General features: G+C 75.2%; 21 protein-coding genes. 11 read left to right on the top strand and 10 right to left on the bottom strand.

Going from position 1 to position 24,009, the window contains the following annotated elements:
* Window positions 1–25 precede the first annotated feature (25 nt).
* A complete protein-coding gene (locus IE241_RS02890; RefSeq protein WP_308433614.1) occupies window positions 26–1,948 on the top strand; it encodes an exo-alpha-sialidase in 1,923 nt (640 codons plus the stop codon).
* A gap of 73 nt (window positions 1,949–2,021) precedes the next feature.
* Here the strand turns inward: IE241_RS02890 and IE241_RS02885 are convergent, their stop codons facing one another.
* Window positions 2,022–3,047 (bottom strand): bile acid:sodium symporter family protein, encoded by a 1,026-nt coding sequence (locus IE241_RS02885; RefSeq protein ID WP_190019949.1) that lies wholly within the window; start codon window positions 3,045–3,047, stop codon window positions 2,022–2,024.
* Window positions 3,048–3,140: 93 nt separating this feature from the next.
* Here IE241_RS02885 and IE241_RS02880 point away from each other — a divergent pair, with 93 nt between their 5' ends.
* The 5 genes from IE241_RS02880 to IE241_RS02860 all read left to right on the top strand — a co-directional run bounded on the left by IE241_RS02880 (window position 3,141) and on the right by IE241_RS02860 (window position 10,412).
* Window positions 3,141–3,998: a LysR substrate-binding domain-containing protein gene (locus IE241_RS02880; RefSeq protein ID WP_190019948.1), complete on the top strand. Its 858-nt coding sequence runs from the start codon at window positions 3,141–3,143 to the stop codon at window positions 3,996–3,998.
* A gap of 815 nt (window positions 3,999–4,813) precedes the next feature.
* Entirely contained in the window at window positions 4,814–6,640 is a 1,827-nt protein-coding gene (locus tag IE241_RS02875) for an AMP-dependent synthetase/ligase (RefSeq protein WP_190019947.1), read from the top strand.
* Between the two features lie 216 nt (window positions 6,641–6,856).
* Window positions 6,857–7,654, top strand: coding sequence for an aldo/keto reductase (locus IE241_RS02870; protein ID WP_190020421.1), 798 nt, complete (start codon window positions 6,857–6,859; stop codon window positions 7,652–7,654).
* Window positions 7,655–7,781: 127 nt separating this feature from the next.
* Window positions 7,782–8,948 (top strand): DUF1266 domain-containing protein, encoded by a 1,167-nt coding sequence (locus IE241_RS02865; protein WP_190019946.1) that lies wholly within the window; start codon window positions 7,782–7,784, stop codon window positions 8,946–8,948.
* Window positions 8,949–8,996: 48 nt separating this feature from the next.
* Window positions 8,997–10,412: a cryptochrome/photolyase family protein gene (locus IE241_RS02860; RefSeq protein ID WP_190019945.1), complete on the top strand. Its 1,416-nt coding sequence runs from the start codon at window positions 8,997–8,999 to the stop codon at window positions 10,410–10,412.
* A gap of 64 nt (window positions 10,413–10,476) precedes the next feature.
* On the opposite strand, the gene IE241_RS02855 is transcribed toward IE241_RS02860, so the two are convergent.
* Complete coding sequence (locus tag IE241_RS02855; protein ID WP_190019944.1) at window positions 10,477–10,782, bottom strand: 4a-hydroxytetrahydrobiopterin dehydratase; 306 nt, start codon at window positions 10,780–10,782, stop codon at window positions 10,477–10,479.
* Between the two features lie 236 nt (window positions 10,783–11,018).
* Between IE241_RS02855 and IE241_RS02850 the strand changes: the two genes are divergently transcribed.
* Together IE241_RS02850 and IE241_RS02845 are read left to right on the top strand one after the other, a co-directional pair.
* The gene (locus tag IE241_RS02850; RefSeq protein ID WP_190019943.1) at window positions 11,019–12,821 is read left to right on the top strand and encodes a hydroxysqualene dehydroxylase; all 1,803 of its coding nucleotides are present in this window, start codon (window positions 11,019–11,021) and stop codon (window positions 12,819–12,821) included.
* Window positions 12,822–12,909: 88 nt separating this feature from the next.
* Window positions 12,910–13,710 carry a helix-turn-helix transcriptional regulator gene (locus tag IE241_RS02845; RefSeq protein ID WP_190019942.1) on the top strand — a complete coding sequence of 267 codons (801 nt, stop codon included), beginning with the start codon at window positions 12,910–12,912 and terminating at the stop codon, window positions 13,708–13,710.
* Here the strand turns inward: IE241_RS02845 and IE241_RS02840 are convergent.
* The 4 genes from IE241_RS02840 to IE241_RS02825 form a co-directional block, all read right to left on the bottom strand.
* A complete protein-coding gene (locus tag IE241_RS02840; RefSeq protein WP_190019941.1) occupies window positions 13,700–14,068 on the bottom strand; it encodes a nuclear transport factor 2 family protein in 369 nt (122 codons plus the stop codon). The genes IE241_RS02845 and IE241_RS02840 overlap by 11 nt on opposite strands.
* Window positions 14,069–14,206: 138 nt before the next feature.
* Entirely contained in the window at window positions 14,207–14,557 is a 351-nt protein-coding gene (locus tag IE241_RS02835; RefSeq protein WP_190019940.1) for a VOC family protein, read from the bottom strand.
* 42 nt (window positions 14,558–14,599) lie between these two features.
* Entirely contained in the window at window positions 14,600–15,427 is an 828-nt protein-coding gene (locus IE241_RS02830; protein ID WP_190019939.1) for a methyltransferase domain-containing protein, read from the bottom strand.
* A 72-nt stretch (window positions 15,428–15,499) separates the two neighbouring features.
* Window positions 15,500–16,996, bottom strand: coding sequence for a bifunctional phosphatase PAP2/diacylglycerol kinase family protein (locus IE241_RS02825; protein WP_190019938.1), 1,497 nt, complete (start codon window positions 16,994–16,996; stop codon window positions 15,500–15,502).
* 125 nt (window positions 16,997–17,121) lie between these two features.
* On the opposite strand from IE241_RS02825, the gene IE241_RS02820 reads away from it, so the two are divergent.
* Together IE241_RS02820 and IE241_RS02815 are read left to right on the top strand one after the other, a co-directional pair.
* Complete coding sequence (locus IE241_RS02820; RefSeq protein WP_190019937.1) at window positions 17,122–17,694, top strand: TIGR03086 family metal-binding protein; 573 nt, start codon at window positions 17,122–17,124, stop codon at window positions 17,692–17,694.
* Window positions 17,695–17,835: 141 nt separating this feature from the next.
* Window positions 17,836–18,369 carry a GNAT family N-acetyltransferase gene (locus IE241_RS02815; protein ID WP_190019936.1) on the top strand — a complete coding sequence of 178 codons (534 nt, stop codon included), beginning with the start codon at window positions 17,836–17,838 and terminating at the stop codon, window positions 18,367–18,369.
* Here IE241_RS02815 and IE241_RS02810 read toward each other — a convergent pair.
* On the bottom strand, window positions 18,350–19,456 hold the full coding sequence (locus tag IE241_RS02810) for an MBL fold metallo-hydrolase (RefSeq protein ID WP_190019935.1): 1,107 nt from the start codon (window positions 19,454–19,456) through the stop codon (window positions 18,350–18,352). The two genes, IE241_RS02815 and IE241_RS02810, sit on opposite strands and share 20 nt — an antisense overlap.
* A 93-nt stretch (window positions 19,457–19,549) precedes the next feature.
* On the bottom strand, window positions 19,550–20,758 hold the full coding sequence (locus tag IE241_RS02805; protein ID WP_190019934.1) for an aminotransferase class I/II-fold pyridoxal phosphate-dependent enzyme: 1,209 nt from the start codon (window positions 20,756–20,758) through the stop codon (window positions 19,550–19,552).
* 385 nt (window positions 20,759–21,143) lie between these two features.
* Between IE241_RS02805 and IE241_RS02800 the strand changes: the two genes are divergently transcribed.
* The gene (locus IE241_RS02800; protein WP_190019933.1) at window positions 21,144–22,532 is read left to right on the top strand and encodes an amino acid permease; all 1,389 of its coding nucleotides are present in this window, start codon (window positions 21,144–21,146) and stop codon (window positions 22,530–22,532) included.
* Here the strand turns inward: IE241_RS02800 and IE241_RS02795 are convergent.
* Together IE241_RS02795 and IE241_RS02790 are read right to left on the bottom strand one after the other, a co-directional pair.
* Window positions 22,522–23,283, bottom strand: a complete 762-nt coding sequence (locus IE241_RS02795; RefSeq protein ID WP_190019932.1) for an SDR family NAD(P)-dependent oxidoreductase — start codon at window positions 23,281–23,283, stop codon at window positions 22,522–22,524. The two genes, IE241_RS02800 and IE241_RS02795, sit on opposite strands and share 11 nt — an antisense overlap.
* 119 nt (window positions 23,284–23,402) lie before the next feature.
* Window positions 23,403–23,984, bottom strand: coding sequence for a TetR/AcrR family transcriptional regulator (locus IE241_RS02790; protein WP_190019931.1), 582 nt, complete (start codon window positions 23,982–23,984; stop codon window positions 23,403–23,405).
* Window positions 23,985–24,009: the final 25 nt, after the last annotated feature.

The following is a 24,009-nucleotide window of genomic DNA, read 5'->3' as shown; positions in this document are numbered from 1 at the left end:
CTCGCTCCTCCTCCTGCCGCCCGTCGTGGCGGCGCAGCAGGCCCGCGCCACGGGCACCCCGTCCGCCGCGTTCACAGGCACCCCGTCCGCCGGGTTCGAGGAGCAGGTCCTGTTCAAGGCCGGGCAGGAGGCCGACGACGGCGCCTACGCCTGCTTCCGGATCCCGGCGCTGGTGACGACCGCCCACGGCACCGTCCTCGCCTTCGCCGAGGGCAGGAAAGGCGACTGCAGCGACGCCACCGACATCGACGTCGTGGTCAAGCGCTCGGCCGACGCCGGCCGCACATGGAGCCCGCTGCAGGTGGTGGACGCGGGCCTCGGCGACACGCACGGCAACCCCGCCCCCGTCGTCGACGGGCGCAGCGGCCGGATCGCGCTCCTCACCACGTACAACAAGGGCCGTCCCGGCGGCGGGAACTGCGACGTGCCCTGCGACCGCACCCCGCACCTGCAGTTCAGCGACGACGACGGCGCGCACTGGTCCGCGCCGGAGGACGTCAGCCGGGATCTGCGGCCGCCCGGCTGGAACTCCTGGTACGCCACCGGCCCCGGCCACGGGCTCCGGCTCGCCCACGGGCCGCACCGCGGCCGTCTGGTCGTCGGGCTCAACGCCGAGAGCCACGACGGCACCCGCGTCCGCGCCAACCACGCGGCGCTCGCGCTGAGCGACGACGGGGGCGCGCACTGGCGGCTGGGGGCGGTGGACACCCACGAGATCACTCCGGAGGGCACGTACGCGCAGAAGCCGTCCGAGCTGACGCTCGCCGAGCGGGCCGACGGCTCGGTGTACGCGGGCGGGCGCGAGCAGGACGGCACCGAGCTCGGCAACCGCGACTTCGCCGTCAGCACCGACGGGGGCACGCGGTTCGCCGGGCCCTTCCGGGCGGTTCCGGACCTCTACACGCCCATGGTGCAGGGCTCGGTGGCCGTGCCGCGCCCCGGGCGCTGGCTCTTCGCCTCGCCCGCCGACCCCGACCGGCGGCGCTCGATGGCGATCCGCTCCTCCTACGACGAGGGGCGCACCTGGGAGGGCGTGGAGCACGGTCGGCTCGTCACGGCCGACTGGGCGGGCTACTCCGACATGGCGGTCGTCGAGGGGTCCGGAGCCGGGGGCTCTGCGGACGACGACCACGGCGGCAGCGGCGCCACGACCGGCCTGCTCTATGAGGCGGGCAAGCGCGACGCGCGCGACGAGATCCGCTTCGCCCGCTTCACGGAGGAGTGGCTGGGCCCCCGCCCCGCGCCCTCGCCCGTGACGCCGGACCGGGCTCCGGGAGCGCCGGGCGCGCTCGTCCTGGGAGGCCCGCGCCGGGTCGCCGACCGCTTCGCCGGCGGCTTCGGCGGCCGTTCCGGCGGCGCCCTCGCCTTCGACGGCGTGGACGACGCCGTGCGGCTTCCCTACCGGCCCTCCCTGCCGCTGGGGGAACGGGACTTCACGGCGGTGCTGTGGTTCCGCTCCCGGCCCGCGGCCGCGCGGGGCGAGCAGCCGTTGCTGTGGATGGGCGGGATGGGCGGGGCGCCCCAGGCGACGCTCCGGCTCGCGCCCGGCGGGCGGGTCACCGGGCAGGTGACGGCGGTCGCCGGGGCGGGGCCCGCCCGCACGGTGGTCGTGCGGTCCTCGGCCACGTACGGGGACGGGCTGTGGCACCAGGCGGTGCTGCGGCGCGGCCGGGGGCGGATCGTCCTCACCGTGGACGGCGCAGCGGTGTCGGCGGCCGGCGTGGCGGGGGCGGTGAGCCGCAACTCGACGTTCGGGGTGCACCTGGGGCAGCGCCCGGACGGCCGGGAGTACCTGGCCGGGGAGCTGGACGACGTACGGGTGTACGGGCGGGCGCTGACGGACGGTGAGGTGGCGCGGCTGCGCGGGGCCGGCCGGCCGGGCTCCCCTCGTGACCTCCGTGACCTCCGTGACCTCGTGCTGTGGCTGCCGCTGGACCGCGCCGGTTGAGCCCCCGGGGGCACCGGTTGAGCGCCGGGGAGCGCCGGTTACGGCCCAGGGCCCGCCGGTCGCGGCCAGGGCGTCAGGTGCGGACGGGTGCGGGCACTGCGGCGGCAGGCTCCGGTGCCGCCCGGCGCCCGTACCTCTTCGCGAGGACCGCCCCCACCATCAGCTGCATCTGGTGGAACAGCATCAGGGGCAGTACGGCCAGGCTCGCCTGGGCCCCGAACAGCACGCCCGCCATCGGAAGGCCCGCCGCCAGGCTCTTCTTCGAGCCGCAGAAGACGATGGCCAGCCGGTCCTCGCGGCTGAAGCCGAGCCGGCGCGATCCGTAGGTGGTGACCGTGAGCATCAGCCCCAGGAGGACGGCCTCCACGCCCACGAGGGCCAGCAGCCGCAGCGGGGTGACCTGGTGCCAGATGCCGCGGACCATGCCCGCGCTGAAGGCCGTGTAGACGACCAGGAGGATCGAGCCGCGGTCCACGTAGCCGAGCACCTTCTTGTGCCGGGTGAGGAAGCCGCCCACGCGGCGGCGCAGGAGCTGGCCCGCAAGGAAGGGCACGAGGAGCTGCAGCACGATCGACAGCAGCGAGCGGGAGGAGAAGCCGCCGCCGCTGTTGCCCAGGAGGAGGGCGGCGAGCAGCGGGGTGAGGGCGATGCCCACGATGCTGGAGAACGATCCGGCGCACACCGCCGCCGCCACGTTGCCGCGCGCGATGGACGTGAAGGCGATCGAGGACTGGATGGTCGAGGGCACCAGGCACAGGAACAGCAGCCCGGAGTACAGCTGCGGGGTCAGGACCAGGGGGACCAGGCCTCGGGCGGCGAGGCCGAGGAGAGGGAAGAGCACGAACGTGCAGGCGAGGACGGTCAGGTGCAGCCGCCAGTGGCGCAGGCCGTCCATCGCCTCGCGGGTGGAGAGCCGGGCGCCGTAGAGGAAGAACAGGAGCGCCACGGCGCCGGTGGAAGCGCCGCCCGCGACGGTCGCCGCCTGGCCCCGGGCGGGCAGGAGGGCGGCGAGGGCCACGGTGGCCAGGAGGGCCGCTATGTAGGGGTCGACGGGAACACGTACGCGTACGCGAAGGCGCGGCAGGGGCACGGGGGGCATGGGCCCAGCCTGCCGCCCGGCACGGCTATCCGGAACCCCGTTTGCCGCTCTGACTGTCATCACGGATCGCGATAGGCGGCCTACGCTGGTGCCATGTTCGATCCCGCGCAGCTCCGTACGTTCCTGGCCGTCGCGCAGACGCTCAGCTTCACCCAGGCCGCCGGGCGCCTGGGCGTCCGGCAGTCCACCGTGAGCCAGCAGGTCCGCAGGCTGGAGGCGGCGGCCGGGCGGCAGCTGTTCACCCGCGACACGCACAGCGTGCGGCTCACCGAGGACGGCGAGGCGATGCTGGGCTTCGCCCGGACGATCCTGGAGGCGAACGAGCGCGCCGCGCACTGGTTCGCGGGCACGCGGCTGCGCGGGCGGCTGCGGTTCGGGGCGTCGGAGGACTTCGTGCTGACCCGGCTCCCCGAGGTCCTGGAGGGGTTCCGGCGCGAGCACCCGGAAGTGGACCTGGAGCTGACCGTCGACCTGTCGGAGACGCTGCACCGGCGGCTGGCGGCAGGGCGGCTGGACCTGGTGCTCGCCAAGCGCCGCCCCGGCGAGCCGCACGGCCGGCTCGTGTGGCGGGACCGGCTCGTGTGGATCGGGAGCGAGCGGGTGCGCCCGGACCCCCACCGGCCGCTGCCCCTGATCTCCTTCCCGTCGCCCGCGCTCACCCGGGCGCGCGCCCTGGAGGTGCTGGAGCGCAGCGGACGGTCCTGGCGGGTGGTCTGCACGAGCGGCAGCCTCAGCGGCCTGGTGGCCGCCGCCCGCGCGGGCCTCGGCGTCATGGCGCACACCCTGGGCATGATCCCTCCGGGCCTGGTTCACCTCCCTTCCGGCCCGGGCCTGCCCGAGCTGGGAGGGGTCGACGTGGTGCTGCTGCACGGCGCCGCGCCGGACAGCGCGGCGGGGCCTGCGGAGGCACTGGCCCAGGCCGTCCTTGCGGCGGGCGACCGCCTGCGGTAGCGCTCCGCGCGGGGGTCGGGAGGGGCGGGGCCGCTCCGGGCGGCGGTCCGCGGGGGCGCGCGGAGGGTGGCCTCCGCACCGCCGGACAGGTCGTTCGGCACCGCCGGATACGTCGCAGGGGGTTGCTCGCCGTCGCGGCGGAAGGGACTTGGCCGGAGCGGCACTCCCGCTACTCCCGCGGAGGCGACCAGCGGTGCCGTACGGGCCTCCGCACGCCGCCACAAGGCGCCTCGGCGACGCGAGACCGTCGCGCACGGCGGCCGCGAAGGCGCGCGGCGGGTGGCCTCCGCACCGCCGGATAGGTCGTTCGGCACCGCCGGATACGTCGCAGGGGGTTGCTCGCCGTCGCGGCGGAAGGGACTTGGCCGGAGCGGCACTCCCGCTACTCCCGCGGAGGCGACCAGCGGTGCCGTACGGGCCTCCGCACGCCGCCCGCGAGGCGCCTCGGCGACGCGAGGCCCCTCCGCGCCGCCGCCGCGAGGGCGCGCGGCAGGTGGTCTCGGCGCCGCCGGATAGGCCGTTCGGCACCGCCGGATACGTCGCAGGGGGTTGCTCGCCGTCGCGGCGGAAGGGGATAGCCGGAGCGGCGCTCCGGCTGCCGCCGTGGAGGTGGCCGGCGGGGCCGTACGGAGCGCCCCCGCATGCCCGACCGCCCGTGCCCCTCCGCGCTTTGCGGGCGTCCGGAGTTCGGGCGGGTCCGGAATCCGGGCGCGCTCGGGTAGCCGCTGCAACAGGCCACCCTTTCGAGGAGGTTGAGGACCCCGAGGGCCGGGTAGAGGCATCGCGCTGTGCGGAGCATGACAAGGAGCTGCCCGTTGCGCGAGATCACCGTTCCGCCGCTGGTGACGGCGCCCCCCGCCGGAGGTCTGGCGGATGTCGTCTTCGACCGGGCCGCGGAGGACCCCGGGCAGGCGGCCTTCGGCCGCAAGGGGCCGGACGGCTGCTGGCGGGACGTGACGGCCGCCGCGTTCCGGGACGAGGTACTGGCCTTGGCCAAAGGCCTGCTCGCCGAAGGGGTGCGGTTCGGCGACCGGGTCGCCGTCATGTCCCGTACGCGCTACGAGTGGACGCTCTTCGACTTCGCGCTGTGGTCGATCGGCGCCCAGCCCGTACCGCTGTACCCCACGGCCTCCCCCGAGCAGGTCGGCTGGATCCTGCGCGACGCGGGCGTGACGGCCTGCGTCGTCGAGCACGGGGACCACGCGATGACGGTCGGCTCCGTCGTCGACCGGCTGCCGGGGCTGAACCGGCTGTGGCAGCTGGACGCGGGGGCCGTCGAGGCGCTGAGCGCCGCCGGGGCCCGGATCGGCGACGAGGTGGTGCAGCGGCACCGGATGGCGCTCACCCCGGCGACGCCGGCCACCGTCGTCTACACCTCCGGCACCACGGGCCGCCCCAAGGGCTGCGTGCTGACCCACGCCAACTTCATGGCCGAGGCCGACAACGTCGTCAGACGCTACGAGCAGGTCTTCCGCTCCCGCCCGGGCGACGAGGCGGCGACGCTGCTGTTCCTGCCGCTGGCCCATGTGTTCGGGCGGATGGTGCAGGTCGCGGCGGTGCGCGGGAGGGTCAAGCTCGGCCACCAGCCGCAGCTGGCCGCCGCCGCGCTCCTGCCGGACCTGCGGGCGTTCCGGCCGACGTTCGTCCTCGCCGTCCCCTACGTCCTGGAGAAGATCTTCGCGCTGGCCCGGCGCGCGGCGGAGACCGAGGGCCGGGCCGCACCGTTCGAGCGGGCCGTCGACGTCGCGGTGCGGTACGCGGAGGCGCTGGAGCACCGGGCGTTCGGCACGGGCGCGGGGCCCGGGGCCGCGCTGCGGATCCAGCACCAGGTCTTCGACCGGCTCGTCTACGCCAAGGTGCGGGAGGCGCTGGGCGGCCGGGTGCGGCACGCGATGTCGGGCGGCTCGGCGATGGACCGGCGGCTGGGGCTGTTCTTCGCGGGCGCGGGCGTGACGGTCCTGGAGGGGTACGGGCTGACGGAGACCACCGGCGCCGCGACCGCCAACCCGCCCGAGCGGCCCCGCTGCGGCACGGTCGGGCAGCCGGTCCCCGGCACGACCGTGCGCATCGCCGGGGACGGCGAGGTCTGGCTGCGCGGCGGCCAGGTCTTCGCCGGCTACCTGGGCGATGCGAAGGCGACGGGCGCGGTGCTGCAGCAGGGCTGGTTCGCGACCGGCGACCTGGGACGGCTGGACGGGGACGGCTATCTGACGATCACCGGGCGGAAGAAGGAGATCCTGGTGACCTCGGGCGGCAAGAGCCTGTCGCCGGTGGTGCTGGAGGAGCGCGTACGGGCGCACCCGCTCGTCGCCCACTGTGTCGTGGTGGGCAACGACCGCCCGTACGTGGCCGCCCTGGTGACGCTGGACGAGGAGGCGGTCGCGCACTGGCTGCACACGCACGGCAAGGAGCCGGCGGGCCCCGTGGGGCTGCTGCGCGACGCGGATCTGGAGGCCGAGATCCGGCGGGCCGTGGTGGCCGCGAACACGCTCGTCTCGCAGGCCGAGTCCATCCGGACGTTCCGGATCCTCAGCGCCCGGTTCACCGAGGAGGACGGCCTGCTGACCCCGTCGCTGAAGCTCCGGCGGAAGGCCATCGAGGTGGCGTACGCGCGCGAGGTCGATGCGCTGTACCGCGGGTAACACCACGGAATGCCCCCGCGGGTAAACGGGTAAAACTGCCGTGACTTCCGGGAATGGTGTGGCGGTTGCACCCGTTGACAATTGGAGTAATACGTACCGCTTTCTCCGAGACGTAAGGAACGAGCACCCGTGAGCAAGGCCCCTTCCTCTGGTCCCTCTGGTTCCTCCTCTTCCTCCGCCTTCCCCGCCACCGTCACGCTGAACAACGGCGTCGAGATGCCGCGGCTCGGCTTCGGCGTGTGGCAGATTCCCGACGCGGAGGCGGCGGCCGCCGTCGAGACGGCCCTGGCCGCCGGATACCGCAGCATCGACACGGCGGCGGTGTACGAGAACGAAGCCGGCACGGGCAAGGCCCTCACCGGCTCGGGCATCGCGCGCGACGAGCTGTTCGTGACGACGAAGCTGTGGAACCACGCCGCCGAGACCTGGACGCGCGACGGCGTCCTGCGCGAGTTCGACGCCTCGCTGGAGCGGCTCGGCCTCGACTACGTGGACCTCTACCTCATCCACTGGCCGCGCGCCTTCCGCGACGACTACCTCACCATCTACCGCACGTTCGAGGAGATCGCCGCGAGCGGCCGCGCCCGGGCGATCGGCGTCTCCAACTTCCACCCCGCCCACCTGGAGCGGCTGCTGGCCGAGACCTCCGTCGTCCCGGCCGTCAACCAGATCGAGCTGCACCCGCTCCTGGCCCAGTCCGAGCTGCGCGCCTTCCACGAGCGCCACGGCATCACCACCGAGGCGTGGTCGCCGCTCGGCCAGGGCAAGGGCCTGCTGAACGCCCCCGTCATCGCGGGGATCGCGGAGAAGCACGGCCGCACCCCGGCGCAGGTCGTGCTGCGTTGGCACCTGCAGCTGGGCAACGTGGCGATCCCCAAGTCCGTGACGCCGTCCCGCATCCGCGAGAACATCGACGTCTTCGGCTTCGCCCTCGACGCCGAGGACCTCGCGGCGATCGCGGCCCTCGACAGCGGCACCCGCCTGGGCCCGGACCCGGAGGAGTTCGACCTCTAGGACCTTCCTAGGACCCTCCGGACTCCCCAGGGCGTCGGCGCCCGCCGGAAGGAGGCCCGGAGGGGGCCGGAAGGGGGCCCGGAAGCCCCTGGGAATGCGGTCCTACGGCGGCTATAGAGTCACGCACATGTTCTTCACGCCCTGGACCCCGCCGACCGACATCGAGGCGCAGTTGCAGGCCGCGACGGCGCACGGGGACTGGGACGGCCAGATCGGCGCCCTCGCGGTGGCCGAGCTGTACGTGGATGCGGACAGGGCCGAGGCCGACGGGCTGGTGCCGCCCGCGCCGCTCGTGCCGTACCGCGACCCCGCCTCGGGGAAGCGCTGTCTGCCCGTCCTCACCCGCGGCGCGCTGCCGCCCTGGCGCCCCGACCGGGTCTTCCAGCGCACGACGCTGGACGAACTGGCCCTGGAATGGCCGCACGACAAGTGGCACCTGGCGGTGAACCCCGGGCAGCCCTCCGCGGCCGTCCTCCCCGCCACCCCGCTCAACCGCGAGGCCTGGCTGGAGGTCTACGCCGAGGCGCCGCCGCCCGCGTCCGGCCGGCTGCTGTCCCTGTACACGGGCCCCCTGCACGGCCCGCTCGCCCACGGTCTCGCCTGCGGCGCCCCCCTCGCCGTGCGCGACGGCGTGCCCTGGAACGAGCTCGGCGGCGTCTACCGCGACTACGACGAGGACCGCGCCGTCCTGCGGGACACGTGGGGCGTCGCCGACCCCGCCGGCTGGTGGCACCTGACGCAGCGGCTGCTGGCGGGGGCCGGGGCCGGGCGCGACGCGGAGTTCGCACTGCGGGCCCGCGAGGGCCTCGCCGAGCACGCAGGCTCCGCCGGCGCGCCCCCGGCGACCGAGGAGTGGCGTCAGGCCGTCCACCACGTCCTCGTGCACCGTGCCGCGCCCGAGGCCGAGGTCCGGGCCATGGACGCCGTCGTCACCCGTATCGCCGAGGCCGAGGAGCGGCTGCGGGGCGAGGCGGTACTGCAGCCCGGACAGCGCATCGCCTCGGCCGCCGCCCACGACCTCGCGAGCGCCGTGGCCGTCGCCCGGCTCGGCCTCGCCGCGCGGCTGTGCGGTCCCGCCGACGCGGAACGGGTCGTGCTGTCCGCCGGAGAGGCCGCCCGCAGGACGTACGGGTCGTGGTCCGCATTCGCCGCCGGCTTCCTGCTGGGCCGGGCCCTGGGGCCGGGCGGCGCCGCCGACCCGCGTGCCGGCGGCTCCGGCGACCCCGTGCTGCTCGCCCACCGCGTCCTCACCGCCGACCCCGCGAGCCCCTGGGCCAACATCCCCTGGTCGTGACGGCCCCGCCGCCCGGGCCCCGGCGGGGCGGGGCCGCACAATCGCGGGATGGGCGTACCAACCGACCCCGGGCCACCGTCGGAACCTGACGGCGTGTCCGTCGTCCTCTTCACCTCCGACCTCCGGCTGCACGACAACCCCGTGCTCACCGCGGCCCTGCGGAGCGCGCCGCGCGTCGTACCGCTGTTCGTCGTGGACTCGGGCATCGCCGCCGCAGGCTTCGCCGTGCCCAACCGTGCGGCGTTCCTGGCCGACTGCCTCGCCTCGCTCGACGAGGGGCTGCGGGCCCGCGGCGGGCGGCTCGTCGTCCGCAGCGGCGAGGTCGTGGCGGAGACCTGCCGGGTGGCCGCCGCGACCGGCGCGGGCGAGGTGCACGTCGCCGCGGGTGTGAGCGGGTACGCGCTGCGCCGCGAGGAGCGGCTGCGGAGCGCGCTGGCGGCGGACGGACGGCGGCTGCGGGTGCACGACGCGGTGGTCACGGCCGTGCCTCCCGGGGCCGTCCTGCCCGCCGGCAAGGACCACTTCGCGGTGTTCACCCCGTACTTCCGCCGCTGGTCGGCCGAGCCGCTGCGGCCCGTGCTGCCGGCCCCGCGCGCGGTCCGGCTGCCCGGGGTGGACTCCGAGCCGCTGCCCGCGGCGGCGGCCCTGGCCCGGGGCACGGCGTCGCCCGCGCTGCCACGCGGCGGCGAGAGCGAGGGGCGCCGCCGGCTCGCCGCCTGGCAGCGCGGCGGACTCGCACGCTACGCCGACCGCCACGACGACCTGGCGGGCGACGCGACCTCACGCCTCTCCCCCCACCTCCACTTCGGCAGCCTCTCGCCGGTGGAGCTCGTGGCATCGGCGCGGGAGCGGGCCGCGGCGGGCTGCGCGGGCGCCGCGGCGTTCGTACGGCAGCTGGCCTGGCGCGATTTCCACCATCAGATGCTGGCCGCCCGGCCGGACGCGGCCCACCGCGACTACCGGCCACGGCACGACCGCTGGCGCGAGGCGCCCGCGGAGCTCGCCGCCTGGCGATCGGGCCTGACCGGCTACCCGCTCGTCGACGCGGCGATGCGCCGGCTCGCCCACGAGGGCTGGATGCACAACCGCGCCCGGCTGATCGCCGCGAGCTTCCTGACGAAGACGCTCTACCTGGACTGGCGGGACGGCGCCCGGCACTTCCTGGACCTGCTCGTGGACGGGGACGTGGCCGACAACCAGCTCAACTGGCAGTGGGTGGCGGGCACCGGCAGCGACACCCGCCCCCACCGGGTCCTCAACCCCCTGGCCCAGGCCGACCGCTTCGATCCCGACGGCGCCTACGTGCGCCGCTGGGTGCCCGAGCTGGCCGGCGTGCCGGGCCGGGCCGTCCACCGGCCGTGGCGGCTGCCGGCGCGGGAGCGGGCGCGCCTGGACTACCCGGAACCGGTCGTCTCGCTGGAGGAGGGCCTGACCCGGTTCCGGCAGGCGCGCGGGCTCACCTGAACGGCCGCCCGAGCCGTCGCCGGAACGGCCGCCCGAGACGCCCGAGACGCCGCCTGAGCGGCCGTCAGCGCGCCCCGTGGCCCGGTGCCACGGCCTCGATGCGGCGCGCCAGCTCGACGTCCAGGCCGGTGACCTTGCCGCCCGCACTGTGCGTGTTCACGCTGAGCGACACGGTGTTGTAGCCCAGCGTCGCATCCGAGTGGTGACCGAGCTCCTCCTGGATCTGGGCGAGGTGGATCACCATGGCGGCGGCCTGGAAGTGCCCGTCGAAGCGGTAGGTACGGCTGATGCGCTCGCCGTCCGTGGTCCAGCCGGGCAGCTCCTGGAGGCGCTCCTCGACGTCCTTCTGCGAGAGCGGTTCGACGGCCATGACTGTCCCCTTCGTGGGTGGGTGCCGTGTGGGTGCCGTGGTGGATGCCGTGATGGTTGCCCGGGGTGTGCCCGCGCCGGGTGCCGGTGACTCAAGCGTCCCACGGGGCAGGGGTGCTTTCGCGCCAATGTGCGGTACGGGGCTCCGCGCGCCGGACAAGTGCTACCGGGTCGTAGGTGCCGCTCCTATGCTCCTGCGCCGAACGTGTACACGTCACCGACGCCAGGGGGCCGGGCATGGACGGTACGGGCAGCACGCGCAGGGGATTCATCGGCGGGGCCGCGGCCGTCGCCGCGACGGCGGGCACGGCGGCGCTCGGCGGACCGGCCGCGGCAGCGGCCCCCCGCGCCAGACCCGCCGGGACGGGCCGCGCCCGCGGGTCCGGCGCACAGACCGTCGCCGTCCTCGGCGGCGGCGTCGCGGGCCTGACGGCCGCGCACGAGCTCGCCGAGCGGGGCTTCCAGGTGACGGTGTACGAGAAGAAGGCGCCCGGCGGCAAGGCCCGCAGCATGGACGTGCCCGGCAGCGCGCGGGGCGGCCGCAAGGCCCTGCCCGGCGAGCACGGCTTCCGCTTCTTCCCCGGCTTCTACCGGAACCTGCCGGACACCATGCGCCGCATCCCCTTCCCCGGCAACCCGGGCGGCTGCCACGACAACATCGTGGCCTCGACCGAGGTGATGCTGGCCCGCACCGGCCACGAGGACATCCGGCTGCCGTTCCGCACGGTCGGCAAGCCGCCGCCGCTGCTCACCCCGGACGCCCTGCGCCGCGCGCTGACCGGCTTCCTCGACGCCTTCGGCAACATCCCCGTCCACGAGACGGTCTACTTCGCGAGCAGGCTGCTCGTCTGGCTCACCAGCTGCGACGAGCGGCGGACCGGCGCCTGGGAGCGGGTGCCGTGGTGGGAGTTCATCCGCGCCGCGAAGATGTCGCCGAACTACCAGCGGCTGCTGGCCATCGGCATCACCCGCAACATCGTGGCCACCAAGGCCGAGGTGGCCAGCACCAAGACGGTGTCCACGTGCATCGAGGCGTTCCTCTTCAACGCCCTGGGGCGGGGCGCGGACGGCGAGCCCGACCGGGTGCTCAACGCCCCCACCAACGAGGCGTGGATCGACCCTTGGGTGGCCCATCTCCGCTCCCTGGGCGTCACGTTCCGCATCGGCTGGGCCGTGCGGGACCTGCGGATCGCGCGCGGCCGGATCACCGAGGCGGTCGTGCAGGACGCCTCCGGCGCCAAACAGTCGGTGACGGCCGACCACTTCGTCTCGGCGATGCCCGTCGAGCACGCCCGTACCACCTGGAACGCCCAGGTGCGGGCGGCCGACCCGCAGCTGGCGCGCTGCGACAAGCTGCAGACGGACTGGATGACGGGCATCCAGTTCTATCTGACGGAGCCCACGCCCGTCCTGCACGGGCACGTCAACCACATCGACTCCCCCTGGTCGATCACCTCCGTCGGGCAGGCGCAGTACTGGCCGGACCGGGACTTCCGGCGCGACTACGGGGACGGTGCGGCCGCGGACTGCCTGTCGGTGGACGTCTCGGAGTGGGACAAGCCCGGCATCCTCTACGGCAAGACCGCCAAGCAGTGCACGCGCGAGGAGGTCGCGCGCGAGGTGTGGGCGCAGATGAAGGCCGGGCTCAACGACACCGGGCGGACGGTCCTGAGCGACGCGAAGCTCCACTCCTGGTTCCTGGACCCGGCCGTGGAGATCGGCGGCCCCCGCCCCGTCAACGACGAGCAGCTCCTCATCCACCCCGCCGGCACCTGGTACAACCGCCCCGCGGCGCGCACGGCGATCCCCAACCTCTTCCTGTGCGGGGACTACGTGGCCACCGACATCGACCTCGCGACCATGGAGGGCGCGAACGCCGCGGCACGCGCCGCGGTCAACGCCCTGCTGGACGAGACGGGTTCGCGGGCGGAGCGCTGCACGATCACCCCGCTGTACCGGGCCCCGGAACTCGAACTGTTCAAGGCCGAGGACGCGATCCGCTACCGGATGGGGCTGCCCAACGCCCTCGACCTGGGGTGACCCGACCGGGGTGACCCGGCCAGGGTTCCCGACCGGGCTGACCCGACCGGGCTGAGGCGCCCCGGGGGCGACGCGTTACGGTCGGGTCATGACGACTGTCGTGGACGCCCCCGGGGTGGGTCCGCTGCTGCGGGAGTGGCGGGAGCGGCGCCGGATCAGCCAGCTGGAGCTCGCCCTGCGCGCCGACTCCTCCGCCCGGCACATCAGCTTCATCGAGACCGGCCGCTCCCGGCCCAGCCAGGAGATGGTCCAGCGCCTGGCGGACCACCTCGACGTGCCCGTCCGGGAGCGCAACGCCCTGCTGGTCGCGGCGGGTTACGCCCCGGCCTATCCGGAGCGGCCGCTGGACGACCCGGCCATGGAGGGGCTGCGCGAGGGCCTGGAGCGGCTGCTGACGAGCTACGAGCCGTTCCCGGCGCTCGTGGTGAACGGCACGTACGAGGTGCTGGCCGCCAACCGGGGCATCGCGATGCTCCTGGACGGCGTCGCCCCGTCCCTCCTCGTGCCCCCGCTGAACGCCATGCGCCTGACCATGCACCCCGCGGGCCTGGCCCCCCGCATCCGCAACTACCACGAGTGGCGCGCCCACCTGCTGCACCAGATGGAACGCCAGCTGGCCCTGATGCGCTCCCCCGCCCTGCGCGCCCTCTACGACGAGGTCAGCGCCTATCCCCTCCCCGACTCCGGCCGGGAGCGGGCCCGCCGGGAGGGCGAAGTCCCCTTCGCCCTCCCCTTGGTGATCGATCACGCCGGGCACACCCTCTCCTTCGTCTCGACCATCGCGACGTTCAACACGCCGATGGACGTGACGGTCTCGGAGCTGGCGGTCGAAACGTTCCTGCCGGCCGATCCGGAGACCGCGCGCCTGCTGACCGCCCTCACGCCGTAGGCATGCGGTCGAGGAAGCCGGTCACGGTCCGGATCCGGCCCTCCCCGTCCAGGGTGATCACGTCGGAGCCCGCCACGGGCGCGGACCCGTCGGCGAGGGACACCAGTTCCCACCGGAAGCGCGCGACGTCGTGGTGCCCCTCGACCGCCCCCGTCTGCCGGAACTCGAACCCGGGGAACTGCTGCTGCGCCCCGGCTATGACGGCCGCGATGCCCTCGTGCCCGCGGACGTCGGCCAGCGGGTCGGTGTACGACCCGCCCTCGACCCAGGCGGCGGCGACGGCCGCGGTCACGGCCTCCGCACCGGCGGCGTTCCAGGCGGTGAAGTAACGGGCGACGGCGGTCTCGTACGACGACATGGCGAACTCCCTGAGTAGGCATCACGAGGGGTGTCACGCCCTCCCGGGCCGGAGTGCGCCGGCCCGGGAGTGCGTTGGCCCTTACGATGCCGGGTGCGGCAAGGAGGGTCGATTACCGCACAAGTAATGGAGCCCTGGTCAGCCTTGCTTGCGGTCCACGTATTCGAAGACCGAGCCGTCCGGGTGCCGGGCCACCAGGTTGCGGCCGATCGGGGTGGGTACCGGGCCGGCGATGATCTCGGCGCCCACCGCCTCCAGGTCGCCGAGCGCCTCCTCGACGTCCGTCACCGCGATCGTGGCGGTGATCCTGCGCAGGATGGACAGCTCCCTCTCCGGACCGCTCATGAGGAAGAAGCAGCCGACCGCGGCCACCGCGACGCCACCGCGGTGGAAGCGCAGCGCTTCCGCGCCGGTCAGACGTTCGTAGACACCGATCGCGTGCTCCAGATCATCGACGCACACCCGTAGCGAGGTCCCCAGAATGTTCATGGAAGCAAGGCTAGTTGGCCGCGCGGTGCGGTGCGGGGCGGTTCAGACGCGGCACAGGAGTTCGCCGTTCAGCACGGCGAACCAGGCGTCCTCGCGCCGGCCCCACTCCCGCCAGGCGGCGGCGATCCGGTCGAGGGCGGCCCGGTCCGCGTGCCCGCCGTCCACGGCGAGGCGGGCGTAGGCCGAGGCGGTCGTGCGGTCCGCCCACAGCCCGCTCCACCAGGAGCGTTCCTCCTCGGTCGCGTAGCACCAGGCGCTCGCCGTGGCCGTGACCCGGGTGAGCCCGGCCTGCCGCGCCCAGGACAGCAGGCGGCGCCCGGCGTCGGGCTCGCCGCCGGCGGCGCGGGCGACACGCCGGTAGAGGTCCTGCCAGTCGTCCAGGCCCGGGACGGCCGGGTACCAGGTCATGGCGGCGTAGTCCGCGTCGCGGACGGCTATGAGACCGCCGGGCCGGCAGACGCGGCGCATCTCGCGCAGCGCGCCCACGGGGTCGCCGACGTGCTGGAGGACCTGGTGGGCGTGGACGACGTCGAAGGATCCGTCGGGGAAGTCCAGGGCCAAGACGTCGCCCACGGTGAAGCCGGCGTTGGTCAGCCCGCGGGCGGCGGCGGCCGCGCGGGCCGCGTCGAGCACCTCTTCGGCGGCGTCCAGGCCGGTGACCCGGCCCTGCGGGACCAGCGCGGCCAGGTCGGCGGTGATGGTGCCCGGCCCGCAGCCGACGTCGAGGATCTCCAGGTGCGGCTCCAGCTCCGGCAGCAGGTACGCGGCGGAGTTGGCGGCCGTGCGCCAGGTGTGCGAGCGCAGGACCGACTCGTGGTGGCCATGGGTGTACACGACGGTTCCAGTGGTTCCGGTGGTTTCGTCAGCCATGACAGCACCGTAGGCGCTCGTCTCGAATTCCGAGAGTGCCGTCTCATATTCCAGACGTCCACCTTTGCCGTCTCACTCCGTGGGCAGGCGGTACACCACCAGCGCCTCGTTCTCCTTCCGCAGCGTCAGCTCGCCCTGCACGGGCGCGACTTCGCCGTCGTACGCCAGGTGCGTCCCCCCGCGGATGCCGCTGATCCGCAGCCCCCGCACCCGGGCCGTCCTGAGCACCGGTGAGTGCTTCAGGCCGCCGCCCAGCGCCGCGGCGAGCAGCCGTGTGCGGGCCAGCGGGCCGCCCGAGACCGTACGGACGTCGAGCACGCCGTCCGCCAGGTCGTGCCGCCGCACCGGTGCGAGGCCCAGCCCGCGGTAGGTGCAGTTGCCCGCGAACAGCATCCACAGCCGGCGCCGCCTGCCGTCCACCTCCAGGCGGACCGGCCGCGCCGTGCGCAGCACGTGCACCGCCGCCAGCACGCCCGCGGGCCAGGCGCCGATGCGCGGGGCCCAGCGCTCGCGCACCCGCACCAGCTCCGGGTACGCGCCGATGCTGAAGGTGTTGAGGAACCAGCCCGTCCCCTCGCCGCCGCCTCCGCGCATGCGCACCATGTCGACCGCCACGGCCTCCCCGGCCTCCACGGCCCGGCAGGCGTCGCCGAGGGATTCGATGCCCAGGTCGTAGGCGAAGTGGTTGTACGTCCCGCCCGGCAGGACGGCGAGCGGCAGCCGGTGGCGACGGGCCACGGCGGCGGCCGCGTTGACGGTGCCGTCGCCGCCGAACACGCCGAGGGCGCCGTCCAGTTCCCGGGCCCGCAGCGCCGCCGACTCCAGGGCCTTCCCGAGGTCTCCCCCTTCCCCTCCCTCTCCCTCCTGCCCGAACGCGACGACCTCCGCGAGGGGCAGCGCCGAGCGCACCTCCTGCACCGGATCGGTGCGCACCCCCGCCGCCCGCTGCCCGGACCCGGCGTTCACGACCGCCACCAGCCCCTCGCCGCGCGGCAGGGCCGGGGCGTCCGCCCGGGGCCGGGCCGGGGGCGCCAGCTGGGCGCGGGTGGGCGCGATCCCGCGCACGGCGAACGCGGCACCCGCGCCCAGCGCCGCGCCCGCCAGCACGTCACCCGGATAGTGGACGCCGGTGTAGACGCGCGAGAAGCACACCGAGGCCGCCAGCGGGGCGAGGGCCAGCCCCCACGCGGGGTTCTCCAGCGCGACGCCCGCCGTGAAGGCGACCGCCGACGCCGAGTGCCCCGAGGGGAACGAGGTGGTGAAGGGCTGCCGGGACAGCTGCCGGACGAGCGGGACCGCGTCCAGCAGCGGGCGCATCCGCCGCACCGACCGCTTGCCCACGGTGTTCACGGTCACCGAGGCGACGGCCAGCGACGCCACCCCGCGCAGGGCGGCGCGGCGCGCGGGCCGCCCGCCGGCCAGGGCCGCGCCCGCCGCCACGCCGAACCACAGCAGCCCGTGGTCCGCGCTGCGCGACAGGCGCGGCAGGACGCGGTCGCCGCCGGGCCAGTGCCGGGCCGCCACGGCGAGGAAGGCCGCCCGGTCCCAGGAACTCACGATCTTCCGCATGGCCCACGTGTACCCCGCCGAAGCGGTCCGACGCCGCCCGGACCGCCACCCGGACCCGCCACCCGGAGGCACCGCCCGGACGCCCCGGGCGGGCGCCCGGGGCGCTGCGCGCGGACAATGGCCCCATGACCGATGCGACGCTGCTGAGCCGGCACCGGGAGGCGCTCGCGCTGTTCACCGAGCGCGTGCACGCCGTCCGCCCCGGCCAGTGGGACGATCCGACGCCCTGCACCGAGTGGTCCGTGCGCGACCTCGTCAACCATCTGGCCGTCGAGCAGCTGTGGGTGCCGCCGCTGCTGGACGGGCAGTCCATCGACGACGTCGGTGACGCATTCGACGGCGACCGGCTGGGGGACGACCCGGTGGCCGTCTGGGACGCGGCCGAGGCCGCCGCGCGCGAGGCGTTCGCCGCGCCCGGCGCCCTGGAGCGGACGGTGGAGCTGTCCTCCGGGCCGTCGGACGCCCGCGGGTACTGCTCGCAGATGACGGCGGACGCGGTCGTGCACGCGTGGGACCTCGCCCGCGCGATCGGCGCGGACGAGCGGCTGCCCAAGCCGCTGGTGGACCTCACGCGGCGCGAGGTCGAGCCGTACGCCGACAGCCTGGCGAGCACGGGCCTGTTCGCCGAGCCGGTGGAGCCGCCGCCCGGCGCCGACGCCCAGACGGTGCTGCTCGCGCAGCTCGGGCGCCGGGTCTGACAAGCCGGGCTCGACGAGCCGGGTCTGACCATCCGGGTCTGACCATCCGGGTCCGGCGAGCCGGGTCCGGCGAGGGGCGGATGACAGACGGCCGGCAGGCAGGCGCCGGGTAATCGGCACCGCGCTGGGCAGGATGCCGGCATGGCCTCCCCACTCACGCTTCTGACTCCCCGTCTGACCCTGCGCCGCTGGCGCGCCGACGACCTTGAGCCGCTGGCCGCCATCAATGCCGACCCGGAGGTGATGCGCTGGATCGGCGACGGCTCGGTGCAGGACCGGGAGGGCACCTCGGCGGCGATGGCCGCGTGGGAGCGGGAGTGGGACGAGCGCGGGGTGGGCCTGTTCGCCGTCGAGGTCCGCCAGTCCCGCCGGCTGGCCGGTTTCGCGGGACTGTCCGTGCCTGCCGAGCTGCCGGAGCTGCGCCCGGCCGTGGAGATCGGCTGGCGGCTCGGCCGCCCCTTCTGGGACCACGGCCTGGCCACCGAAGCCGCCCGCGCCGTCCTGGACTTCGCGCTCCGCGACCGCGGGCTCGCCAGGGTCGTCGGCGTGCACCGCACCGGCCACGACGCCCCCGCGGCGGTCATGCGCAAGCTGGGGATGCGGCACGACCGGGAGACGACCCACCCGGAGTATGGCGTTCCGGTCTGCGTCCACGTCATCGAGGCGCGGCCGTAGGCCCCCCTGGCGCGCCCCCCGCCGGGTCGCTGCCGGGCAGGGTCAGGGGAAGCTGGTCGCCCCGCGCGGCGAGGGCCGGACCCGACCACCCGGGGAGGATCCGGGAGCCGCCGATCGGCAGGTCCCAGAGGTCCTCGCGCGGGCGTCCCGCCGCCTCCCAGGCGGCGCGGACGCGGCGCAGGGGCTCCAGCGGGGGCTCGGCCGAGAGGACGAAGGTCGACCAGTGCATGGGGGCCATCGCCCGGGCGCCCAGGTCCCGGCAGGCGACGACGGCCTCCTCCGGGTCGGTGTGGACCGTGCCCAGGAGCCAGCGCGGGTCGTACGCGCCGATCGGCAGCAGGGCGAGGTCGATGCCGCCGAAGCGGCGGCCGATGCGCTCGAACCAGTGGCCGTAGCCGGTGTCGCCCGCGAAGTAGACGCGCTGCCCGCCCGGCGCGGTCATCACCCAGCCGCCCCACAGCGAGCGGCAGGTGTCGGTCAGGGTGCGCTTGCTCCAGTGGTGGGCCGGGACGAAGTCGAAGCGGACGGGGCCGCCCGGGCCGGGCAGTTCGACGGCCTCCCACCAGTCGAGCTCGGTGACGTGGGTGAAGCGGCGCCGGCGGGCCCAGCGGGCCAGTCCGGCCGGCAGGAGCAGCGGGGTGTGGCGGGGCAGCCGTTTGAGGGTGGGCGCGTCGAGGTGGTCGTAGTGGTTGTGGCTGATGACGACCGCGTCGACGGGCGGCAGGTCCTCCCAGCGGACCCCGACCGGGGTGAGCCGGGGCGGCGTGCCGAGGATCCTGCGCGACCAGACGGGGTCGGTGAGCACCGTGAGACCGCCGATGCGCACGACCCAGCTGGCGTGCCCGGCCCAGGTGACCGCGGTCGTGGCGGGGTCGGCGACCGGCAGCGGACCGGGCTCGACCGGCAGCGCGGCGATCTCCCGCAGGGCCTCGGCGCCGGGGCGCAGCCGCCCCTCGCGGGCCAGCCGCGCGAGCGCGCGCACGCCGGGCAGGGGCGCGGTGAGGCGGTCGGCGAACGACTTGGGCCAGATGCGGATCTCGCCGAGCGGGCGCGGCTCGGCGAGAGGGCGCTCGGTCTGTTCGGTCATCGAGGGGGCTCCAATCGCTGGGGAACCGGGGCGGTGCGGCGCGCGTCCGGCGCGAGGAGCGCCGGGTCGGACGCGATCGGCATCGACGGTAGGTCAGCCGCCGGCGAGCCGGCCGAAGGCCGATCCGAAACTGGTCAGTGCCGCGTCGACGCCCGGCGCGGCCAGCGGGTCCGGGGCGTCCAGGGCGCGCTGCCGCTCGTCGTCGGTGGTGCCGAGGAGGGGCGGGGTGGAGATGCGCACCCGCAGGGCGTCGGGGGCGTCGCCGAAGCGGTGGCCGCCGGGCACGGGGCGGCCGAGCGCGGCGCTGAGGTGCGCCTCCAGCTCGACGGAGTCGGTGATGGCGCGGCCGGCGAGCGCGGCGCGCAGCTCGCCGAGGTCGGCGTAGAGGTAGGGCCCGGCCTGCGGGGGGCGGCTGAGCACGCCGGCGGCGGTGAGGCGCTCGTGCGCGGCGCGGGCGAGCGCGCCATAGAGCCGGACCGCGGCGGCGGCCCGGGCGCGTACGGGCCCGGGCTCGTCGAGGGCGTAGGCGGCGGCCGCGGCGACGGGCGGGGGCAGCTCGGCCCGTACGGCGGCGAGCGCGGAGGTGACGCGGGCGCGCAGGACCGGGCCGCGCCCGCCGGCCGGGAAGCGGGCGACCGCTGCGGGCCAGGCCGTGGGGAAGAGGCCGCCGGCCAGGTCGGTGAGGACGACGACGTGGTCGGGCCACATTTCGGCGGGGCCGAAGAAGACCGTCCCGCCGGGGTCGTGGCGCATGTCGCGCCACGTCTCGTCGCTGACGATCGTCAGCTCCTCGCCGGCGGCCGCCTCGCACACCTCGTGCAGGAGCTCGGGCGGGGTGACCGAGCCCGTGGGGTCGTCGGCGACCGACAGGACGAGGACGCGCGGCCTGCCGCCCTCGGCGCGGATCCGGCGCACGGTCTCCAGCAGGGCGAAGGGGTCGGGCACGCCGCCGCACTCGGCGGGCACCGGCACGTGGTAGGTGGGGCGCCCGGCGAGCCGGGCGAGCGGCGGGTACCAGGCGGCGCACGGGCGCGTGAGCAGGACGTCGCCGCCGGCCCCCGCGAGGACCGCGAGCAGCAGGGGCTGGGCCCCGGGCGCGGCGATCACGTGCTCGGGGGCCGTCGGCAGGCCGCGCCGTGCCCAGTAGCCGCAGGCGGCGGCCCTCAGGGCGTCCCCGCCGCCGACCGGTTCGGGCGCGCTGTCCCGGGCGGCCTGCGCGAGGCGCGCGGCGAGCTCCGGCAGCACGGGCAGGCCGCGCTCGGGCGCGGTGCCGGCCGGGAGCGCGGGAAAGCTGACCTGCATCCGTGCCTACCTCCGACCGCCGCGCCGTCCGCACCGGGCGGCAGCACCTGTACGGCACCGGGGCCGCCTGCCGCCGCCCCCGGTCCACCTTGGCAGATCAGGGGGTGCGGAGCGGGACGACACGGGCGTACCGGGTGACGGCGTTCGGCTGCCGGAGAGCGGGTGCCGGGCCCGCGGGGCCGGGGCGGCGGCCGGTCCGGGCCCGGCGGTCCGGCGGCGGCTGGACGAATCACGGCCCGGGGGCCGTATCGCAGCACCATTTGCGCCGCCGGGCGGGGGCGGCGGGACAAAAACAAAGGATTTTGCGGACTGCCCAGCTCCGGTCACCATGTCGTGTCGCACATCCTGGCGAACCTGCCCGCTGGACCGAGAGGCACACCCCCTCATGCACGACACCGACGGCACGCACACCCGCCGTTTCGGCCTCCCGACCGCCACTGCCCTGGTCATGGGCAACATCATCGGCGGCGGCATCTTCCTGCTGCCGGCTTCCGTCGCCCCCTTCGGCACGGTCAGCCTGCTGGCGTTCGGCGTCCTGACCATCGGCGCCATCGCCCTGGCGCTCGTCTTCGGGCGCCTGGCGAAGCGCCATCCGCGCACCGGCGGCCCGTACGTCTACGCGCGCGAGGCCTTCGGCGACTTCGCCGGCTTCCTGTCCGCCTGGTCGTTCTGGACCATGACGTGGGTGAGCAACGCCGCCCTCGCCGTGGCCGGCGTCGGCTACATGCACGTCATGACCGGCAAGGGCTCCATGGCGGGGGACCTGGCCATGGCGCTGGCCATGCTGTGGCTGCCGGCGCTCGCGAACCTGGCCGGTACCCGCTGGGTGGGCGCCGTCCAGATGATCTCCACGGTGATGAAGTTCGTGCCGCTGCTGTTCGTCGCGGTGATCGGCCTGTTCTTCTTCGACCCGGACAACCTCGGCTCGTTCACGACGGCCGACGGCGACTGGACCGGCGGCCTGACGGCGTCGGCCGCGATCCTGCTCTACTCCTACGTGGGCGTGGAGTCCGCCGCGATGAGCGCGGGCGAGGTGCGCGACCCGGAGCGCAACGTGGGGCGCGCGAGCGTCCTGGGCACCATCGGCGCGGCGCTGGTCTACCTGCTGGGCACCGTCTCGGTCTTCGGGACCGTCCGGCACGACAAGCTGGTCGAGTCGACGGCCCCGTTCTCCGACGCCGTCGACGTGATGTTCGGCGGCCACTGGGGCGGCATGCTGATCGCCGCGTGCGCCGTGATCTCCATCGTGGGCGCGCTCAACGGCTGGACGCTGATGAGCGCCCAGGCCCCGTACGCCGCCGCGAAGGACGGGCTGTTCCCGGCCGCGTTCGGGAAGAAGAAGCGCGGGGTGCCCACCTTCGGCGTGCTCGCCGCCGCGGTCCTCGCCACGGGCCTGACCGTCGTCAACTACACGTCGGGCGTGGGCGGGGTCTTCGAGATCCTCGTCCTCATCACGACGTTCTCCGCGACGGTCCCCTACCTGCTGGCCGCCGCCGCGCAGGTGTACTTCCTGCTGACGGGGCAGCGCGACAAGGTCCGCACCGGCCGGTTCGTCCGTGACATGGCGCTCGCGCTGGGCGCCTTCGCCTTCTCCTTCTGGCTGGTGGCGGGCGCCGGGTACGCGGCCGTCTACCAGGGCGTGCTGTTCCTCTTCGCGGGCATCCTCGTCTACGTGTGGCTGACGGCCCGCCGCCCCGTGGCGGAGGCCGGTGCGCCGGCCGCCGCCACGGAGGAGGCGCAGGAAGCGCCGGAGAAGGCGGCCGTCAGGCCGTGACGCCGCCGTCGAGGACGAGGTCGGCGCCGACGGTGTAGCCGGCCTCGTCCGAGGCGAGGTGGAGCACGGCCGCCGCGATCTCGTCGGGGGTGCCCGCGCGGCCGACCGGCACCTCACGGCGCATGCGCTCGGCCTTGTCGAGCGAGGTCTCGCCGGGGCGCGAGGACATCGGCGTCTCGACCGGCCCGGGGCTCACGGCGTTGATCCGCACCCCCTCGCCGATGTGGTCCAGCGCGGCGTTGCGCGTCAGGGCCGAGACGGCCGCCTTCGTGGCCGTGTACGCACCGAAGCCGGGCTTCCTGCGGTGGGCGCCGACGTTGGACGCGATGTTCACGATGGCGCCGCCGCCGTGGGCACGCATGTGCCCGATCTCGTACTTCATGGACAGCCAGACGCCCTTGAGGTTGGTCCGGATGATCCGGTCCCAGTCCTCCTCGGGGACGTCCGCCACCTTGGCCGGGGGCACGGCCAGACCCACGTTGTTGACGGCGACGTCGAGGCTGCCGAAGCGCGCGACGGTCTGCTCCACGAGGGCCTGGACGTCCGCGGCCCGGGTCACGTCCGCGGTGACGGCGACGGCCTCGCCGCCCTCCGCCTCCACGAAGGCCACGGTCTCCTTCAGCGGCTCCTCCCTGCGGCCCGCGACCACGACCCGCGCGCCCTCCCGGGCGAAGGCGAGGGCGATGGCCTGGCCGATGCCCGTACCGCCGCCGGTGACGAGGACGGTCCGGCCGGTGAAACGTGCGGTCATGTCGACACTCCTAAGCAAGAGGGCGAGTGAAGGCGGGTTCGTTGCATGAGATGCCGTGACGGCGGCAGCGGTCCGGAAATGGAGCAGGAGTCCGTCATCTCCGGTCCGGCAGGGCGAGTTCAGTCCAGCAGCGCGAGGGCCTGTGCCGCCGCGCCCTGCAGCCGGGCCCGGCCGGGGACGGCCTTGCCGACCACCCGCATGCCCTGCATCAGGACGAGCAGCATCCGTGCGAGGGCCACGGGGTCGCGCCCGGCGGGCAGTTCGCCCTGCTCCCGGGCCCGCGTCAGCGCGGCGGTGAGCGCCGCTTCCAGGGCGAGCCAGCTCTCCTCGACCCCACGTGCCGCGGCGGGGTCGTGCGGGGCCAGCTCGACGGCGGTGTTGGTGACGAAGCAGCCGCGCCGCAGCTCGTCGTCGGCCGACTCGTCGGCGAAGCGGGTCACCAGCGCCCGCACGGCCGGCAGGGCCGGGCCGGGGCGCGAGAGCTCCTCGGCGACGCGCGGGCTGTGCTGCTCGCTGTAGCGCTGCAGCGCCTTGAGGTAGAGCTCGTGCTTGCTGCCGAACGTCGCGTACAGGCTGGCCCGTGCGATGCCCAGGTGGCCGACGAGGTCGGCCATCGACGTCGCTTCGTAGCCGCGCCGCCAGAACAGCTCGACGGCCGACTGGAGCGCGGCATCCGGATCGAATTCCTTGGTCCTGGCCATGTGTTGACCGTAGCCGATTCGAGAA

Source organism: Streptomyces hiroshimensis (assembly GCF_014650335.1).
In the GTDB taxonomy this organism is placed as follows: Bacteria; Actinomycetota; Actinomycetes; order Streptomycetales; family Streptomycetaceae; genus Streptomyces; species Streptomyces hiroshimensis.
The sequence above is the reverse complement of the archived record's forward strand: the minus strand, read 5'-3'. Positions and strand labels throughout refer to the sequence as shown.